Here is a 14,328-nt window from a genome sequence, read left to right as displayed (position 1 = left end):
TTCTTTTTGTGGATGGAGATCATGTTTTTATCGCGCAAGTCTCCTAGCAAGCGGGTGACGGTAACGCGGGTAGAACCAATAGCTTCTGCGATCGCCTGATGGGAAAGCTTGAGATCGACCGTGATCCCATCTGGACTGGGAAGACCGAAATCGCGGCACAGAATTAATAAGAAACTGACCAAGCGCGAACCCATATCGCGGTGAGCCAGGGTTTCAATCATCATTTCTGTCTGCAAGATCCGCGAAGATAAGCCCCGCAGCATTAACATTGATAGATCGGGATTTTCTTTCAGCGCTTGCTCGACTTGCTCGATTGGTGCTGAGAGTAACTCCACTGGCGTAAAAGCTACTGCATGATAAAAGCGATCGCTACGATTGCCTGTCAGCAGCGACAGCACGCCGAATACGCTATTTTCTCGCAATAGTGCAACGGTGATCTCTTCTCCTGCTTCATATACTCTAGACAACTTCACCGCGCCTTTGAGTAAGAAATAGACCCGTTCTGCCGGATCGCCAGGAAAAAATATTGTTTTGCCCCGTTCAAATACTTCTACGACTGGTGGAAACGAACCTGCTCCTACCTGCCGAAATACCTGTGCTAGCGGTCTATCTTGCGTCACGACCATATTCCTTGCCCAACCAGATGTCCGTAAAGACTACACCAGATAACATCATCATTAAACAGATCGAGTCAAAATCCAGAAGATCTGCTCTTTATGCATCTAAATCAGAATCTTCCAGTTTTTTTGTATTCAAAGCTACAAAAGCTTGAATAGACCGCAAATAACTCGATTCCAAAGCAAAAATGGCAAAGTATTGTATCCTCTAATCTCAATTACTTAGCATAAAAACTACTTGCCAATATATCTTAAGTGAGAATAAGGCATTTTACTTAAATTCTAGCTAATTGATTTGAAAAAGTTGTGAGTCATGAGGAAGTGAGGGGTGAGGAGCGAGGAGCGAGGAGTGAGGGGTGAGGAGCGAGGAGTGAGGGATGAGGGGTCAGGAGCGAGGAGCGAGGGGTGAGGAGCGAGGAGTGAGGGGTGAGGAGCGAGGAGTGAGGGAGAGAAGATGCAAGGTTGCTGAGGGGGCTGAGGGGGGTGCAGGTGTGCAGGTAAGAATTTACTGGTCACTGGTCACTGGTCACTGGTCACTGATATAGGTGTATGCTGCTAATGTGTTTCCTGACGTAGCCTGACACAGTTTGTATGCTAGATTTAACTGGAAAAAATGCCCTTGTAACTGGCATAGCCAATAACCGCTCCATTGCTTGGGGGATCGCCCAACAGTTACACAAAGCTGGTGCAAACCTGGGGATCACCTATTTACCAGACGAACGCGGCAGGATGGAAACAAAAGTTGCCGATCTAGTAGCTCCCCTGAACCCCAGCCTGTTTTTGCCCTGTGACGTGCAGAATGAAGCGCAGATTCAATCTACCTTTCAGGCGATCGCCGAAAAATGGGAGAAATTAGATATTCTAATCCATTGCCTTGCCTTTGCTAACAAGGATGACTTGAGCGGAGATATCAGCGGTACTTCGCGATCGGGTTATAGTAAAGCTCTAGATATTAGTGCTTATTCTTTACTGCAATTGAGCGGAGCTGCTAAACCCCTGATGACAGCAGGGGGTAGTATTGTCACTCTTACATATTTAGGCGGCGTGCGAGTAATTCCTAACTACAACGTGATGGGAATTGCTAAAGCAGCTTTAGAAATGAGCGTGCGGTATCTTGCATCTGAAATGGGACCGCAAAACATCAGGGTGAATGCTATTTCCGCCGGTCCAATTCGTACCCTAGCTTCTTCAGCAGTAGGTGGAATCTTAGATATGATTCATCATGTCGAGCAAGTTGCTCCCTTGCGTCGCACAGTCACGCAAACTGAAGTGGGTAACACCGCAGCTTTCCTGTGCAGCGACTTAGCTAGCGGGATCACGGGTCAAGTGATATATGTCGATGCTGGTTACGAAATTATGGGTATGTAAAAAAGAAACCTACCCAATACCTGGGTAGGCGAAACTGTTCAAAACTATTTTTGGATTGAGTTGTCTTGTATAGGGAGCAGAGAGCAGAGAGTAGGGAGCAGATGAAATTGAGTTGTCCTAACCTTTCCGCACTCTACTATACTCAATTGTCTTGTAATAACTTATGTTAAAAACAATATTATTATCATTGATATATTTGCTTTAGATTAGAGATATAAAATCTTTCTCTAAAACCAAATTAGCCGTAACCGATCGCCAGTAACTATTCTGCAATTAGCATCGCCAACCAGTTACAAAAATCATCTAGACAAGCAACCAAGAATCCAGCCATATAACCGATCGCGTAAGCTTGCTTTGTGAAGTAATCGACAACGCGATCGCTCGATTTAGTAGGTGAGAGAGATTGAACTGGCTGAAAGTTTGTCATAAATTTGAAGTGGAAAATTTAAGCTTTTTTCCAGCTTAGTCAGTTTTGACTATTTTAGCCCGCTCGACTATGTAGATATTATCAAAGCTTTAGAAACAAGCAAGGGTTTGTAAAGTCTTAAAGATGTGAAGTTTTTAAGTAAATGTAAAGACTTCCTGCCATCCCCCGATCAACCTCCTTCCAAACGCCAGCCGAAGGGAATAATCTGCTGGGCAGTAGTAGCAGCAGCGTTATGATGAGATTTTGTCTCTCCGTCTAAGACTTTGATCACCTTTTGATAGATATCTTCTGCTTGTTGAGGGGAGTCACCGATACTTGTCAAGCCTAGTTTGCCAAATTCTGACAGACAACCCATCAAATGAAAAACAGTCCCAGTTTCCGTTCCCGTGTCGAAGTGCAAGCGGTGAGAAGCGATAATATCCATTAAATCATTTGGTAATAGACCTCGATAGCGTTTCTTATGTAAATTGTCAGTAGCAACATAATACTTTGCTCGCCCTTGTTGGCTGTAGAATAGTCCGGTTGAAAGGTCATAACGCCCGTTAGTTAATAACTTTAATGTCATAAAAGGATGGGTCGTTCCACCTTTACGAAGGTTGATTTCTATTGCTTGCAAGTCCCAGTTACCATCAGCTTGCTGTACAGCCATGAAATCAATGCCAAACCGTTCTAAAGCACCTTTTTTTGCTAAAGTCCAGCCAATTTTTAAACCCAAATCTTGTAACTGCACTCGATAAGCTTCATCAGCGGGAAACCGACAGCCAAGATAAATTTGTCCGTCTGGACCACCTAAAATCTGGTCGTGAGTAGAGAGAATTTCAACCGTGCCATCAGGTAAAATTCGACCTTGAACGCTGGGCGATCGCTTCACTTCTCCTTCAACAAACGCCTCAACAATTGCTCCTAATTCGGGAACGCGGCTAGCATAATTTGTCCAATTTTCTGACGCGGCTTGAAATCGCAAAGAAGGTAGACTATCTTTGATAGCAGCAACGCGATCGCCATGAGAAATTTTTCCTGGGGCAAATTCCTGTAAAGGTTTTAGGTCAAAAAGAGCATTTGCTTCACCGGAAATTCCTTCATTTAATTTGACAACCATGCGGTTGAGATGCGGTTGGCGTTCCCATAATTCAGCAGTTGCTGTGGCTAAATCGTCTACACTATCGAGGCGACCGTGACACCCATCAGGATGAGGCACGCCACTTTCCGCGAAAATTTGCCGACTACCGCTTTTTGTCCCCCAAATTGTGAGATCGGGATCGGCAGCATAAAGAGGAATTTCTAACTTGAGAGATAACTCTCTTTCCCAAGGGGAAGTGTTGTAACAAATCATAAACGATTGATCCCGCCGCAGTGCTTGCTTAATTCGCTCGATCAGGCGGGGTCGTTCTAAAATTTTTTGAGTCAGTGGTTTGAAGGAAGAATCGTAGGTAGATAAAAGTAATAAGCGATCGCGGGCGTGAGAAAAGGGAATGCCTGGTAAAAGTTGTAAGTAATAATCGATGACGCTGGGATGTAGGGGCTGAGATGTAATATAAATCAATCGCGTGCGGGGATTTTGCAAGCGAATTAACGAAAACAGCAGGCGTTCTTCGTAATGCAACACGCCTTCAATTTTTTGAATCTCTCGCTGATCGACACTCAGAGAGGGAATGACTAAAATATCTCCGTCACTTCGATCGAAGCTTTCTACATTTTTCCATCGATCGCGCAACTGCATTTGTAACTGACGAAATGTTTCTACCTGTGTCGATAGATGACGGTCTAATATCTGCATTGCCCTTGCCCTTCAATCCTTGGCGATCCCGCTAATTGCGATCGTACTACAACCACATTTTTTGCAATATATGTCCTAAGGAGCAATCAATAATTCTCAACAATTAACTATTGCGGATACAAATATCCATACACCAAAAGAGCGATCGCGTTCTGTATCTGTTTCCACCTTCAGACTGAATAACCGCAATCGAACAATTAGCTAAATTAAGCGGAGTGAAATCATTACAAATGTCAAATTTAGGAGAAAGTTTATGCCAGAAGAACAACCGTTACAACCTCCTCAACAGCAAGAACAAAGACCAGGAAAAGAGTCCGAAATGACTCCTCAACCCAAAGCCGATGACTCTAAATATCGTGGTAGTGGGAAGTTGCAGGGTAAAGTAGCGCTAATTACTGGCGGCGATAGCGGCATCGGACGGGCAGTAGCCATTGCTTATGCTAAAGAAGGCGCAGATGTGGCAATCCTCTACTTGAACGAACACGACGATGCGAAAGAAACAAAGCGTCTCGTAGAAGAACAGGGAAAACGGGCGGTAGCGATCGCAGGCGATATTGGCGATGAAAACTTTTGTAAGCAAGCCATACAACAAACGATTGATGAATTTGGCAAACTCGATATTTTGGTGAATAACGCCGCCGAACAGCATCCTCAAGAAAGCATCGAACAGATCAGCGCCGAACAATTGGAACGTACTTTCCGCACCAATATTTTCGGCATGTTCTTCATGACAAAAGCAGCAATGCCTCACTTAAAAGAAGGTAGCGCGATCGTCAATACAACTTCTGTCACCGCATATCAAGGCAATCCAACACTGTTAGATTACTCTTCCACCAAAGGCGCGATCGTTGCCTTTACGCGAGCGCTATCCAAGAGCTTGATTGAAAAAGGCATTCGCGTCAATGCCGTTGCCCCTGGTCCGGTTTGGACTCCCCTAATTCCTTCAACTTTCCCAGAAGATAAAGTCGCCAATTTCGGTAAGCAAGTCCCGATGAAAAGACCCGGACAGCCAGAGGAAATTGCCCCCAGCTACGTATTTCTCGCCTCGGATGACTCTTCCTATATTGCAGGTCAAGTGATTCATCCCAACGGTGGTACGGTTGTCAACGGTTAGAATAGACCTCCTGCATGAATCAAAAACTATGGATGTCATTCTGTTGGCGAAGCCTTCCCGAAGGGTACGAAACGTAGTGTAGTGAAGAATCACTGAAGATATTTCGCTTCGCGTGTGGATGACAAATAAAGTATTCACGCAGGAGGTCTAATGTTACGGTGGGAGTCGGGAGTGGCTAGTGCCTGGTGAAGAAAGGGTGTGGGGTGTGGGGTATAGTGGATTGCTGGCTGGTCACTGGTCACTGGTCACTGGTCACTGCTCAGAAGCTCCCTGCTCCCTTCCTGGTAAAATATGACAGTTGGATTCTGTGGCGGTCGTGATCGAGCGTTATACTCTGCCCGAAATGGGCGAAATCTGGACGGAGACATATAAATTTAAGACGTGGCTGCAAGTAGAAATTGCAGTGTGCGAAGCACAGGCGGAACTGGGATATACCCCAGCAGCAGCGGTAGCAGAAATTAAAGCAAAGGCAAATTTTGACCCCCAAAGAATCTTAGAAATTGAAGCAGAAGTTCGTCACGATGTCATCGCTTTCTTGACAAACGTGAATGAATATGTCGGCGATGCAGGGCGCTACATCCACTTAGGCATGACAAGTTCAGATGTACTCGATACAGCTTTAGCACTGCAACTCGTCGCTAGTCTAGATTTGATTTTGGCACGGTTAGCAGATGTCATCGCTGCCATCCGCAAACAAGCACAGCAGCACCGTCACACGGTAGCAATTGGGCGATCGCACGGAATTCACGCCGAACCGATTACATTTGGCTTTAAGCTAGCTGGTTGGTTAGCCGAAGTCTTGCGCCACCAAGAACGCCTCACCAGGATGCGAGAAGAAATCGCTGTGGGGAAGATTTCCGGTGCGGTAGGAACTTATGCCAACATCGAGCCGCGCGTGGAAGCGATCGCCTGTGCCAAACTCGGACTCAAGCCAGATACAGCCTCAACTCAAGTCATTTCTCGCGATCGCCACGCCAACTTTGTCAATCACTTAGCACTTTTAACCGCCTCCATCGAACGCTTTGCCGTCGAAATTCGCAACCTCCAACGCACGGATGTACTTGAGGTAGAAGAATATTTCTCCAAAGGGCAAAAAGGTTCCTCAGCCATGCCTCATAAGCGCAACCCGATCCGTTCCGAACGCCTCACGGGAATGGCACGGATGGTACGCGCTGCGGCTGTAGCAGCTTTAGAAAACGTCGCTTTGTGGCACGAACGCGATATTTCTCATAGTTCCGTTGAACGGGTCATGCTACCAGATGCTTGCATTTTGACGCATTTTATGTTGAAAGAAACAACCGATCTGGTGCAAAATCTGCTGGTGTATCCCGAAAACATGGCGCGAAACATGAATGTTTACGGGGGTGTTGTCTTCAGTCAGCGAGTGCTATTAACTTTAATCGAAAAAGGCATGAGCCGAGAAGAAGCTTATGCGATCGTCCAATCCTGCGCCCATCAAGCTTGGAACACACCAAGCGGAAATTTTCACGATTTGGTGACAAAGGATTCTCGGATTGCCCAAACACTTTCACCTGAAGAAATTGAAGCTTGTTTCGATCCCCAGCATCATCTACAACATTTAGAAGAGGTATATCAAAGATTGGGGATTTAATGGTAAATGGTAATTGGTGGTTGGTAGTTGGTAATGGGTAATGGGTAATGGGTAATTGGTTGTGATTCTCATCTGCTCCTCTGCTCTCTTCCCCGACTCCCGACTCCCGATTCCCGATTCCCCGTTGAAAATTAATTGAGTCTAGACACTGCGATAGTAGAAATTTTAGCGGCGCTTTCGATTTCGGCGGCGGCGGGAATTAGAATTACTTTGCCTTTGCTGGTTCTAGGATTGTTGCAGGGGGAAAACTTTTGGTACAACGTTCCCATTTTATCTAATATTTATCCGCCAATCGTGTTAGGTATTCTGATAAGTTGTTGTTTAATTGAGTTAATCGCCTCAAAAAATTTGCTCGGTCAGCGCTTGCTGCAAATCGCATATTTACCACTCTGCCCAATTATCGGAGCTATATTAGCGATCGCGCTTATTCAAGGTGTACCAAAAATTTTAATTGGCTTAGTTGGCGGCTTTGTGGCTTTACTCTTACAACTGATTCAAGCTGGGTGGTTTTATCGTTGGAATCGTTTTCCTCTTTGGCTATCTTTTCTACAAGATAGCTTGTGTATTTTCCTCGTTTATTTAGCTTTGAAAGCACCACAATTAGGAGGTATCGTAGCGCTGATTCTTTTGGGGTTAGCTGTCAATAGTTACAAAGAATTAAGGCAATGGTATCTTAGGCAATATCAATCGCGACGAGATCGGTAGAGAATTAATTAACATGCATAATCAGTAGGAGCGCACAGCTGTGCGCCCCTACCAGCATCGTACACGCAATTTTTTAAATTGTAATTCAAGGTTTTTGCAATTGCATATAACTCAATAACCAATTAGCAACCGTAGCGCGGCGAGTTTGACGTGGACCAAATTCACCAATTTTGTAACCTTTAAAACCCAATTGTTCTTTTAATAATTGCTTGTTTTCTGACGGAATCGAACGAGTCAGCTTAACGCTGGCTGGGCGACTATCAATGAAATCTGGGGGCGTAGTGGGATACTCGTCACGCCATTCTGGAGCTACATTTGTAGTATCCCAAACATTGTTTGTCTCATTGTAGCGGTAGCCTAGATAATGCCAAATTAATTGATTCACCATATTATCGTCAATTTCTTCGTTCAAAATTGCCCAAATCGTTTCTGTGTTAAGTGGAGGTATTGACATATAGCAGTTTTAGTTGTCAGTTGTCAGTTGTCGGTTATCAGTGACTCGACCGAAACATCTAGCCACTAGCCACCAATTACCAATTACCAATTACCAATTACCAATTACCAATAAAATTATCCTCCAATATGTAGACGAGAATTCCCGTTAAAACGAGCTAGATTCCCTCTTAGACGATCGCAAACTAGGTAATTTCATGAAGATTGCATATCTTGGCTTAGGGATTATGGGTAGCGGGATGGTGGGTAATCTCCTCCAAGCCGGACATTCGGTTACAGTCTGGAATCGGACACCGGATCGCTGCACTCCTTTGGTAGAAAAAGGTGCGACTCAAGCCGATACGCCAGCACAAGCAGTAGCCAATGCTGAGATCGTCATGTATTGTTTGAGCAATGAAGAAGCGATCGCAGATACGGTTTTTGGTGAAGATGGTATTCTTTCTGGGGTGCATCAGGGACAAATTGCGATCGATATGAGTACCGTTCATCCAAATACAAGTCGGCGGGAGGCAGTTGCATATGCAGAGAAGGGTGTAGAATTTATCGATGCACCCGTTTTTGGCAGTAAAAATGAGTCTGCGGCTGGTGGTTTGTGGATTGTTGTCGGTGGCAAGAAAGAAGTTTTTGAAAAAGTTAAACCCATCCTCGAATCCTTAAGCGAAACCATACATTATATGGGCGAAACGGGCATGGGCGCGACAATGAAATTAGTTGGTAACGCAGTTGTAATTTCCCAAATTGAAGCCCTTGGGGAAGCGATGATATTAGCCAAAAAAGCGGGATTAAATCCTCAAGATGTACTCGATGTTTTGCACGTAACTGATTTTAAATCACCTATTTTTGATGGGATGGGAAGTACGTTAGTTAAAAGAGATTTTAGTACAAGTTTTGCCTTGAAGTGGTTGTTAAAAGATGCAAATTTAATCGCGCAACTCGCCCAAGATAATAATTCTCCTATTCCCGCGATCGCACTTGCCCGGGAGACAGTTAAAGCTGCGGTAAACCACGGCTGGGGCGAGGAGAATGCTTCAGCAGCAATCAAAGCTTTGGAATTACAAGCGGGAATAGAAATAAAATAAACAGCTAAATAATCTCAAACTCCAAGCGATCGCTCTGAAGAAAATTATGGGTGAAATGGTCTACTAAATTCGTATCGGCTAATTCTAAATTATAGAAATCTACCATTTCATGCTCGAAATATGGTCCAGCGTGCCAAGTTCCTATTGCTAATTTAATAAAATAATTCCCAGGAATCCGAAAAGCCTTTATCTCTTCTATTGCTGGTGTATCAACATCATTATTAGGAGGTGCAACGGCAATTAACCAATCTTTCCCTTCTAAAGCACCCAAACACTGAGTGCATTGTACGTGACGAGTTATTGTATGAAATTTTCGCCCTCGTCGCTGTAACCGCATGATATAAAATCGCGGTATACCATTTTGCAAATTTAATTGAGCATCGTTTGAATCGTAAGCTTTACCATCGTGACTGGGAAGAATTAATTGCCCATAACGCTGAAATTTTTCCTGCGTCACCCACTCAGCCTGTAATTGTTGTACTGTATTTGCTGTAGTCATTTCTTTGTGCTGCTGTGGTTTGTTAATTATAACAAGGAGTAGGGAGTAGGGAGCAGGGAGTAGATAAATTATTTTTAAAGTATTATAAAATACCATTTTTAATAAATAAAACGTATAAGTAACTAAATTGGTACTCCTTAATTGAAGGGACGCTATATGTTAGAAATCAGTCGGCGTAAATTTTTACTCTACGGTGCGGCTGCATTGGGTACAAGTTTGTTACTCAAGGCTTGTGGCAATTCTAATCCTACCCAAACGAGCAACAGCCCGACTCCAGCAGTGGGGGGTGGTGAAGGATTTAAGGTGGCGATCGCCCTGCCTGGAGTAAGATCGGACAAAGCTTGGAATCAAGCAGGCTACGAAGGCGTAAACATCGCCAAACAAAAGCTAGGGGCGGAAACAGCTTACGTCGAACAAGTCGCGCAACCAGATCAAGCTGAGGCTTTGTCAGACTTCGCCCGTCGCGGTTTTAACGTTGTCTTCGCCCACGGGGGACAATTTGACGCAGCAGTGGAACAAGTTGCTACTCAGTTTCCTAAAACGTTTTTTGTCGCTGTGAATGGTTCTGTAAATGCAGAAAACGTGGCTGCATTACGCATCGATCATTTACAAGCTAGCTATTTATGCGGCATCATTGCGGCATCCATGACAAAATCTAATAGATTAGCTTATTTAGCCGGACAATCTTTTGAGGCTACATTACAAGAATTACGCGGGTTTGAGTTAGGGGCAAAATCTGTTAAACCTAACGTTCAAATTAGTTCTAGTTTTACAGGCGATTGGAATGATATTGCTAGGGCAAAAGAAGCAACTTTAGCAATTATTTCATCTGGCGCAGATGTGATTTATCAATGGTTGGATAATTCATCTCCAGCAGTATTACAAGCGGCTAGCGATAAAGGAATTTATGCTTTTGGTAATACGACAGATCAATTAAATATTGCGCCAAAAGCAGTTTTAACGAGTGCTTTAAAACGAATCGATTTAGCGATCGCATTTCTTACCGAACAAGCAAAAAACGGTCAAATTAAAGGTCAAACCTATGCCCTTGGTTTAGCTAGACCAGATATTTTGAATTTAGGTAAGTTCGGTCAAATGGTTCCAGAAGCATTGCAAAAAAAAGTTCTAGGTACTAGACAAGCAATTATCGATAATAAAATTACGTTTGAAAATTGTCAGGAAGGTAGAAAAGAGACGCGATGCGTGAAGACAGCATCGACATGACTTATTATTTACACCTAGAAGGAATTACTAAACGCTTTGGTTCGTTTGTAGCTAACGATAACATTAGTTTGAGCGTTGCTACTGGAACGATTCACGCGCTTTTAGGAGAAAATGGCGCGGGTAAGTCTACTTTAATGAATATTCTCAGCGGACTTTATCAGCCAGATGCCGGACAAATTTATTTAGAAGATAAACCAGTTCAAATTAATTCCTCTAGTAAGGCAATTCAACTTGGTATTGGCATGATTCACCAGCATTTTATGCTCGTGCCGCAACTCACAGTCACGGAAAATGTTATTTTAGGAACAGGCGATCGCTTTAATTTAAATTTGCGACATAAGCAACAAGAAATTACTGAATTATCTCAAATTTATAGTTTAGAAGTCGATCCAAAAGCAAAAGTAGGAGATTTGCCTGTAGGGGTACAACAGCGAGTAGAAATCCTGAAAGCTTTGTATCGTAAAGCCCGGCTATTAATATTAGATGAACCGACAGCCGTACTCACACCGTCAGAAGTTGAATCTTTAATAGCAATTTTACGACAGCTAGCAGCAGCCGGACAAACAATTATATTTATCAGCCATAAGCTGGAAGAAGTCATAAGTTTATGCGACACCGTAACTATATTACGGCGAGGTCAAGTCGTAGCAAATACCACAACAAAAGCTTCTAGTGCGCAACAGTTAGCAGAATTAATGGTAGGGCGAGAAGTTGTTTTACAGTTACATAAATCTGCAACTTCTCTAGGAAAAAAAATATTGTCCGTACAGTCTTTACAAGTGGAAGACGATCGCGGTGTTGCCGCAATCAGAAATATTTCGTTTCAACTTCATGCAGGCGAAATTCTAGGTGTTGCTGGAGTCGATGGTAACGGACAGCGAGAATTAGCAGATGCGATCGCGGGTTTGCGTTCTGTAAAAGCCGGAAAAATTTGCTTGGATGGACGAGACGTGACGTTATGGAATCCACAAAAGCGAGTTCGAGAATTACAAATAGGTTATATCCCTGAAGATCGTCAAACAATGGGTTTGATAATGGGGTTTAGTATTGCAAATAATTTAATTTTAAAAGCTTTTATACAGTTACCTTTTGTGAGGCGTTTCTTGCTACAAAAACAGGTTATAGAGCAAAATGCCGAGACTAAAATTCAGCAATTTGATATTCGCGCTTCTGATGGGAATGTGAAGGTAAGCCAGCTATCAGGTGGAAATCAGCAGAAAGTTGTCTTAGCACGAGAATTAGATCGAGAACCATCATTGATTATCGCCATGCAACCGACGCGGGGGCTAGATGTGGGGGCAACAGCAGCAGTACAACAACAGTTATTATCTCAACGCGATCGCGGTGCGGCTGTTCTCTATATTTCTACAGAATTAGAGGAAGTTATGGCAATGAGCGATCGCATAGCAGTCATATATCGGGGCGAATTTATCGATGTTTTAGATCGAGAAAGGGCAACAATAGAAACAATTGGGTTATTAATGGCTGGAGGAAGAACCCCAATCTAGTTTTCTGGCTCAAACATCTCTTTTGCAGCCGCACAAACCGGACATACCCAATCATCTGGTATATCCTCAAATTGCGTACCTGGTTCTATTTCTGCTTCTGGATCTCCTGCTTCTGGATCGTAGATGTAACCACAGACGCTACAGATATATTTCTGCATTTTTCAGCTCCAGCATGAAATTATATATGCTGTAGGGGCGCACAACTATGCGCCCCTGCAAAACATAAAAACAAATTATACGGTCATTTTTGATTTAGACCAAATGCCGTTTTCATCTTGCTCGAACTGTTCGCGCACTACATCCCAAGCGTGATGTTCGGCTTTGGATTCATCGCCAGATTGAGCTAGTTCGCTATTGTAGTTAGCAACGAATAGTCTTTGTGCGTCTTCCGATAGATGAGAGCGGATTTCGGGAGACAATTTGCTAGGATCTTCAATCTGTCCTTTTCCAAAGCGCGGTAGCGGCGTTTCATTAATATGTACTTCTTCACCACCAGCACTTTCAAGTAATAGTTGAATCTCGCCAGATTTATTTGCGGGAACCTCAACACCTACCATAAAATCACCCGCTTCAATGCGAGTTTGGTAAATTGTGGCTTTATCTTCTGGCATTCCTAGAGTCGCCAAAGCAGAAGCTAAACCCGCACCCGCACTACCCGCGATCGCACCAGTAGCAGCACCTAACAAAGCCGCACCAATGGGACCTGCTGCTACCAGCGTACCAACAAAAGGTACAAATAACACTCCTACTCCTGTCAGCAAACCAAGAGCTGAACCAAACAGAGAACCAAAAATTGCTCCTTGTTTCAAGCCACCTAAAATTACATCTTTCTTCGTTAGAAAGCCAGCAATTTTAGTTTCCGAGTGGAAGTTTTTCCCAATTACAGAAATGTCATCGCGGGAAACACCCCGATCTAGCAAACGGCGAATGACATTATCGACTTGTTCCTTCTCTTTGAAAATTGCCGAAACAGTACGCTCAGCCGTTGTAACTGCTGGTTGAGTTTGCTCTCCTGTAGCCGTCATTTTGTTCTCCTAGAACAGATTTTTCACGCTATTTCATTTAGGAGAATACCAACCTCTAAATTCCGTGCCGTCGCCCTTAAGGTTGATTAGTAAAGTTTATACCTGGAGTTCAATTGCAGACTAGAAGCGAACCCACCTGCGTTGAAAACGGCTGAAAACACCTGCCGCGATCGCCACTAACAGTAAAATCCAAATAATCCCACCAGGGAGAAACGTGATAATTCCCAAGCCGCGCAACACCCAAATTGCGATCGCGGTCAGTGAAAGAATTATAAACAGACGCAAAGCCAGATTTTGCGATTTTGTAAAGCGATTTATTTTTTTCATCTGCGGTTATTTTCTGAATCTAACTCATCCGATGCAGCGGGCGATCGCACGTTGGATAAATCCAATCCAGCAACTTGAGTCAAATCCACGGTAATGTTGTCTTCGGGATAAGAACGCAATAGATTGATAATATTCATCCCATCGTATTCTCGCGAAGCCAGAGAAACAGCAGCATGTAATTGCTCTACTGTCATGTCGGGAAAAGCTAACCCTAAAGCCGCTAGCAGTTGTTTTCCACTAGCAGAACTTTGCCAGCGTTTCATCGAACGGTCAAACTTTTTCGGATCGAGATCCAAACGGCGATTTAATGTATCTCTCACATCATCCGTCAGCCAAGGTGCGTAGAGTTGCAAGCTACTCGATAACTTTCCCTTCTTAGCAAAGCGCTCTAAATCCTTCATTTCGATTTTCTGCTCGAAAGAGCCTAAGCGAAAAGTCACCGTCTCTGCTGCTGTAGCTGCTGGTACGATCCCGCCCCAACAGAGGAAGAGTGATAGTAATCCGATTCGCGATCGCTTGAATTTCATCGCAGCCAATTGTAAGGAATAAATCTAGCTTAGCTTCAAGTGAGTGGGGTGTGGGGTGTAGGGTGT

Annotated in this window: 18 protein-coding genes; 8 read left to right on the top strand and 10 right to left on the bottom strand. The window is 43.8% G+C overall.

Annotated features, from left to right (window positions below):
• Positions 1 to 626 (bottom strand): global nitrogen regulator NtcA (gene ntcA, locus C7Y66_RS26545; RefSeq protein ID WP_106547887.1); only part of this gene is annotated, 626 nt, incomplete at its 3' end.
• A 273-nt stretch (positions 627 to 899) separates the two neighbouring features.
• Positions 900 to 1,133: a hypothetical protein gene (locus C7Y66_RS30685; RefSeq protein ID WP_146149884.1), complete on the bottom strand. Its 234-nt coding sequence runs from the start codon at positions 1,131 to 1,133 to the stop codon at positions 900 to 902.
• A gap of 75 nt (positions 1,134 to 1,208) precedes the next feature.
• Between C7Y66_RS30685 and fabI the strand changes: the two genes are divergently transcribed.
• Positions 1,209 to 1,985 carry an enoyl-ACP reductase FabI gene (fabI, locus tag C7Y66_RS26540; protein ID WP_106547886.1) on the top strand — a complete coding sequence of 259 codons (777 nt, stop codon included), beginning with the start codon at positions 1,209 to 1,211 and terminating at the stop codon, positions 1,983 to 1,985.
• A gap of 262 nt (positions 1,986 to 2,247) precedes the next feature.
• Here fabI and C7Y66_RS31410 read toward each other — a convergent pair whose 3' ends face one another.
• Positions 2,248 to 2,412: a hypothetical protein gene (locus C7Y66_RS31410; RefSeq protein ID WP_015152648.1), complete on the bottom strand. Its 165-nt coding sequence runs from the start codon at positions 2,410 to 2,412 to the stop codon at positions 2,248 to 2,250.
• 169 nt (positions 2,413 to 2,581) lie between these two features.
• The gene (locus C7Y66_RS26535) at positions 2,582 to 4,189 is read right to left on the bottom strand and encodes a peptide ligase PGM1-related protein (RefSeq protein WP_106547885.1); all 1,608 of its coding nucleotides are present in this window, start codon (positions 4,187 to 4,189) and stop codon (positions 2,582 to 2,584) included.
• Between the two features lie 253 nt (positions 4,190 to 4,442).
• On the opposite strand from C7Y66_RS26535, the gene C7Y66_RS26530 reads away from it, so the two are divergent.
• The 3 genes from C7Y66_RS26530 (at position 4,443) to C7Y66_RS26520 (ending at position 7,620) form a co-directional block, all read left to right on the top strand.
• Entirely contained in the window at positions 4,443 to 5,303 is an 861-nt protein-coding gene (locus tag C7Y66_RS26530; protein ID WP_106547884.1) for an SDR family oxidoreductase, read from the top strand.
• Positions 5,304 to 5,619: 316 nt separating this feature from the next.
• On the top strand, positions 5,620 to 6,915 hold the full coding sequence (purB, locus tag C7Y66_RS26525) for an adenylosuccinate lyase (RefSeq protein ID WP_106547890.1): 1,296 nt from the start codon (positions 5,620 to 5,622) through the stop codon (positions 6,913 to 6,915).
• Positions 6,916 to 7,050: 135 nt separating this feature from the next.
• Positions 7,051 to 7,620 (top strand): DUF4126 domain-containing protein, encoded by a 570-nt coding sequence (locus C7Y66_RS26520; protein ID WP_199197655.1) that lies wholly within the window; start codon positions 7,051 to 7,053, stop codon positions 7,618 to 7,620.
• Positions 7,621 to 7,705: 85 nt separating this feature from the next.
• On the opposite strand, the gene C7Y66_RS26515 is transcribed toward C7Y66_RS26520, so the two are convergent.
• Entirely contained in the window at positions 7,706 to 8,074 is a 369-nt protein-coding gene (locus C7Y66_RS26515; RefSeq protein ID WP_106547883.1) for a DUF1823 family protein, read from the bottom strand.
• A gap of 13 nt (positions 8,075 to 8,087) precedes the next feature.
• Between C7Y66_RS26515 and C7Y66_RS31405 the strand changes: the two genes are divergently transcribed.
• Positions 8,088 to 8,225 (top strand): hypothetical protein, encoded by a 138-nt coding sequence (locus tag C7Y66_RS31405; RefSeq protein ID WP_158266004.1) that lies wholly within the window; start codon positions 8,088 to 8,090, stop codon positions 8,223 to 8,225.
• 45 nt (positions 8,226 to 8,270) lie between these two features.
• Entirely contained in the window at positions 8,271 to 9,152 is an 882-nt protein-coding gene (locus tag C7Y66_RS26510; protein WP_106547882.1) for an NAD(P)-dependent oxidoreductase, read from the top strand.
• Positions 9,153 to 9,156: 4 nt separating this feature from the next.
• On the opposite strand, the gene C7Y66_RS26505 is transcribed toward C7Y66_RS26510, so the two are convergent.
• A complete protein-coding gene (locus C7Y66_RS26505) occupies positions 9,157 to 9,651 on the bottom strand; it encodes an ureidoglycolate lyase (protein ID WP_106547889.1) in 495 nt (164 codons plus the stop codon).
• A 156-nt stretch (positions 9,652 to 9,807) separates the two neighbouring features.
• On the opposite strand from C7Y66_RS26505, the gene C7Y66_RS26500 reads away from it, so the two are divergent.
• Together C7Y66_RS26500 and C7Y66_RS26495 are read left to right on the top strand one after the other, a co-directional pair.
• Positions 9,808 to 10,875: a BMP family protein gene (locus C7Y66_RS26500; RefSeq protein WP_106547881.1), complete on the top strand. Its 1,068-nt coding sequence runs from the start codon at positions 9,808 to 9,810 to the stop codon at positions 10,873 to 10,875.
• Positions 10,851 to 12,383 carry an ABC transporter ATP-binding protein gene (locus tag C7Y66_RS26495; protein ID WP_199197653.1) on the top strand — a complete coding sequence of 511 codons (1,533 nt, stop codon included), beginning with the start codon at positions 10,851 to 10,853 and terminating at the stop codon, positions 12,381 to 12,383. Before C7Y66_RS26500 ends, C7Y66_RS26495 begins: the two co-directional genes overlap by 25 nt.
• On the opposite strand, the gene rd is transcribed toward C7Y66_RS26495, so the two are convergent.
• The 4 genes from rd to C7Y66_RS26475 all read right to left on the bottom strand — a co-directional run bounded on the left by rd (position 12,380) and on the right by C7Y66_RS26475 (position 14,262).
• Positions 12,380 to 12,541 (bottom strand): rubredoxin, encoded by a 162-nt coding sequence (gene rd, locus C7Y66_RS26490; protein ID WP_015152638.1) that lies wholly within the window; start codon positions 12,539 to 12,541, stop codon positions 12,380 to 12,382. The genes C7Y66_RS26495 and rd overlap by 4 nt on opposite strands.
• Before the next feature lie 75 nt (positions 12,542 to 12,616).
• Positions 12,617 to 13,408 carry a ChaB family protein gene (locus tag C7Y66_RS26485; protein ID WP_106170877.1) on the bottom strand — a complete coding sequence of 264 codons (792 nt, stop codon included), beginning with the start codon at positions 13,406 to 13,408 and terminating at the stop codon, positions 12,617 to 12,619.
• Positions 13,409 to 13,528: 120 nt separating this feature from the next.
• Positions 13,529 to 13,735 carry a hypothetical protein gene (locus C7Y66_RS26480; RefSeq protein WP_106547880.1) on the bottom strand — a complete coding sequence of 69 codons (207 nt, stop codon included), beginning with the start codon at positions 13,733 to 13,735 and terminating at the stop codon, positions 13,529 to 13,531.
• A complete protein-coding gene (locus tag C7Y66_RS26475) occupies positions 13,732 to 14,262 on the bottom strand; it encodes an alpha/beta hydrolase (protein WP_106547879.1) in 531 nt (176 codons plus the stop codon). The genes C7Y66_RS26480 and C7Y66_RS26475 overlap by 4 nt, the downstream gene beginning before the upstream one ends.
• Between the last annotated feature and the right edge of the window lie 66 nt (positions 14,263 to 14,328).

The sequence above is a fragment of the Chroococcidiopsis sp. CCALA 051 genome (assembly GCF_003015105.1).
GTDB classification, from domain to species: Bacteria; Cyanobacteriota; Cyanobacteriia; order Cyanobacteriales; family Chroococcidiopsidaceae; genus Chroococcidiopsis; species Chroococcidiopsis thermalis.
This window is presented reverse-complemented; position numbering and strand designations above follow the sequence as displayed.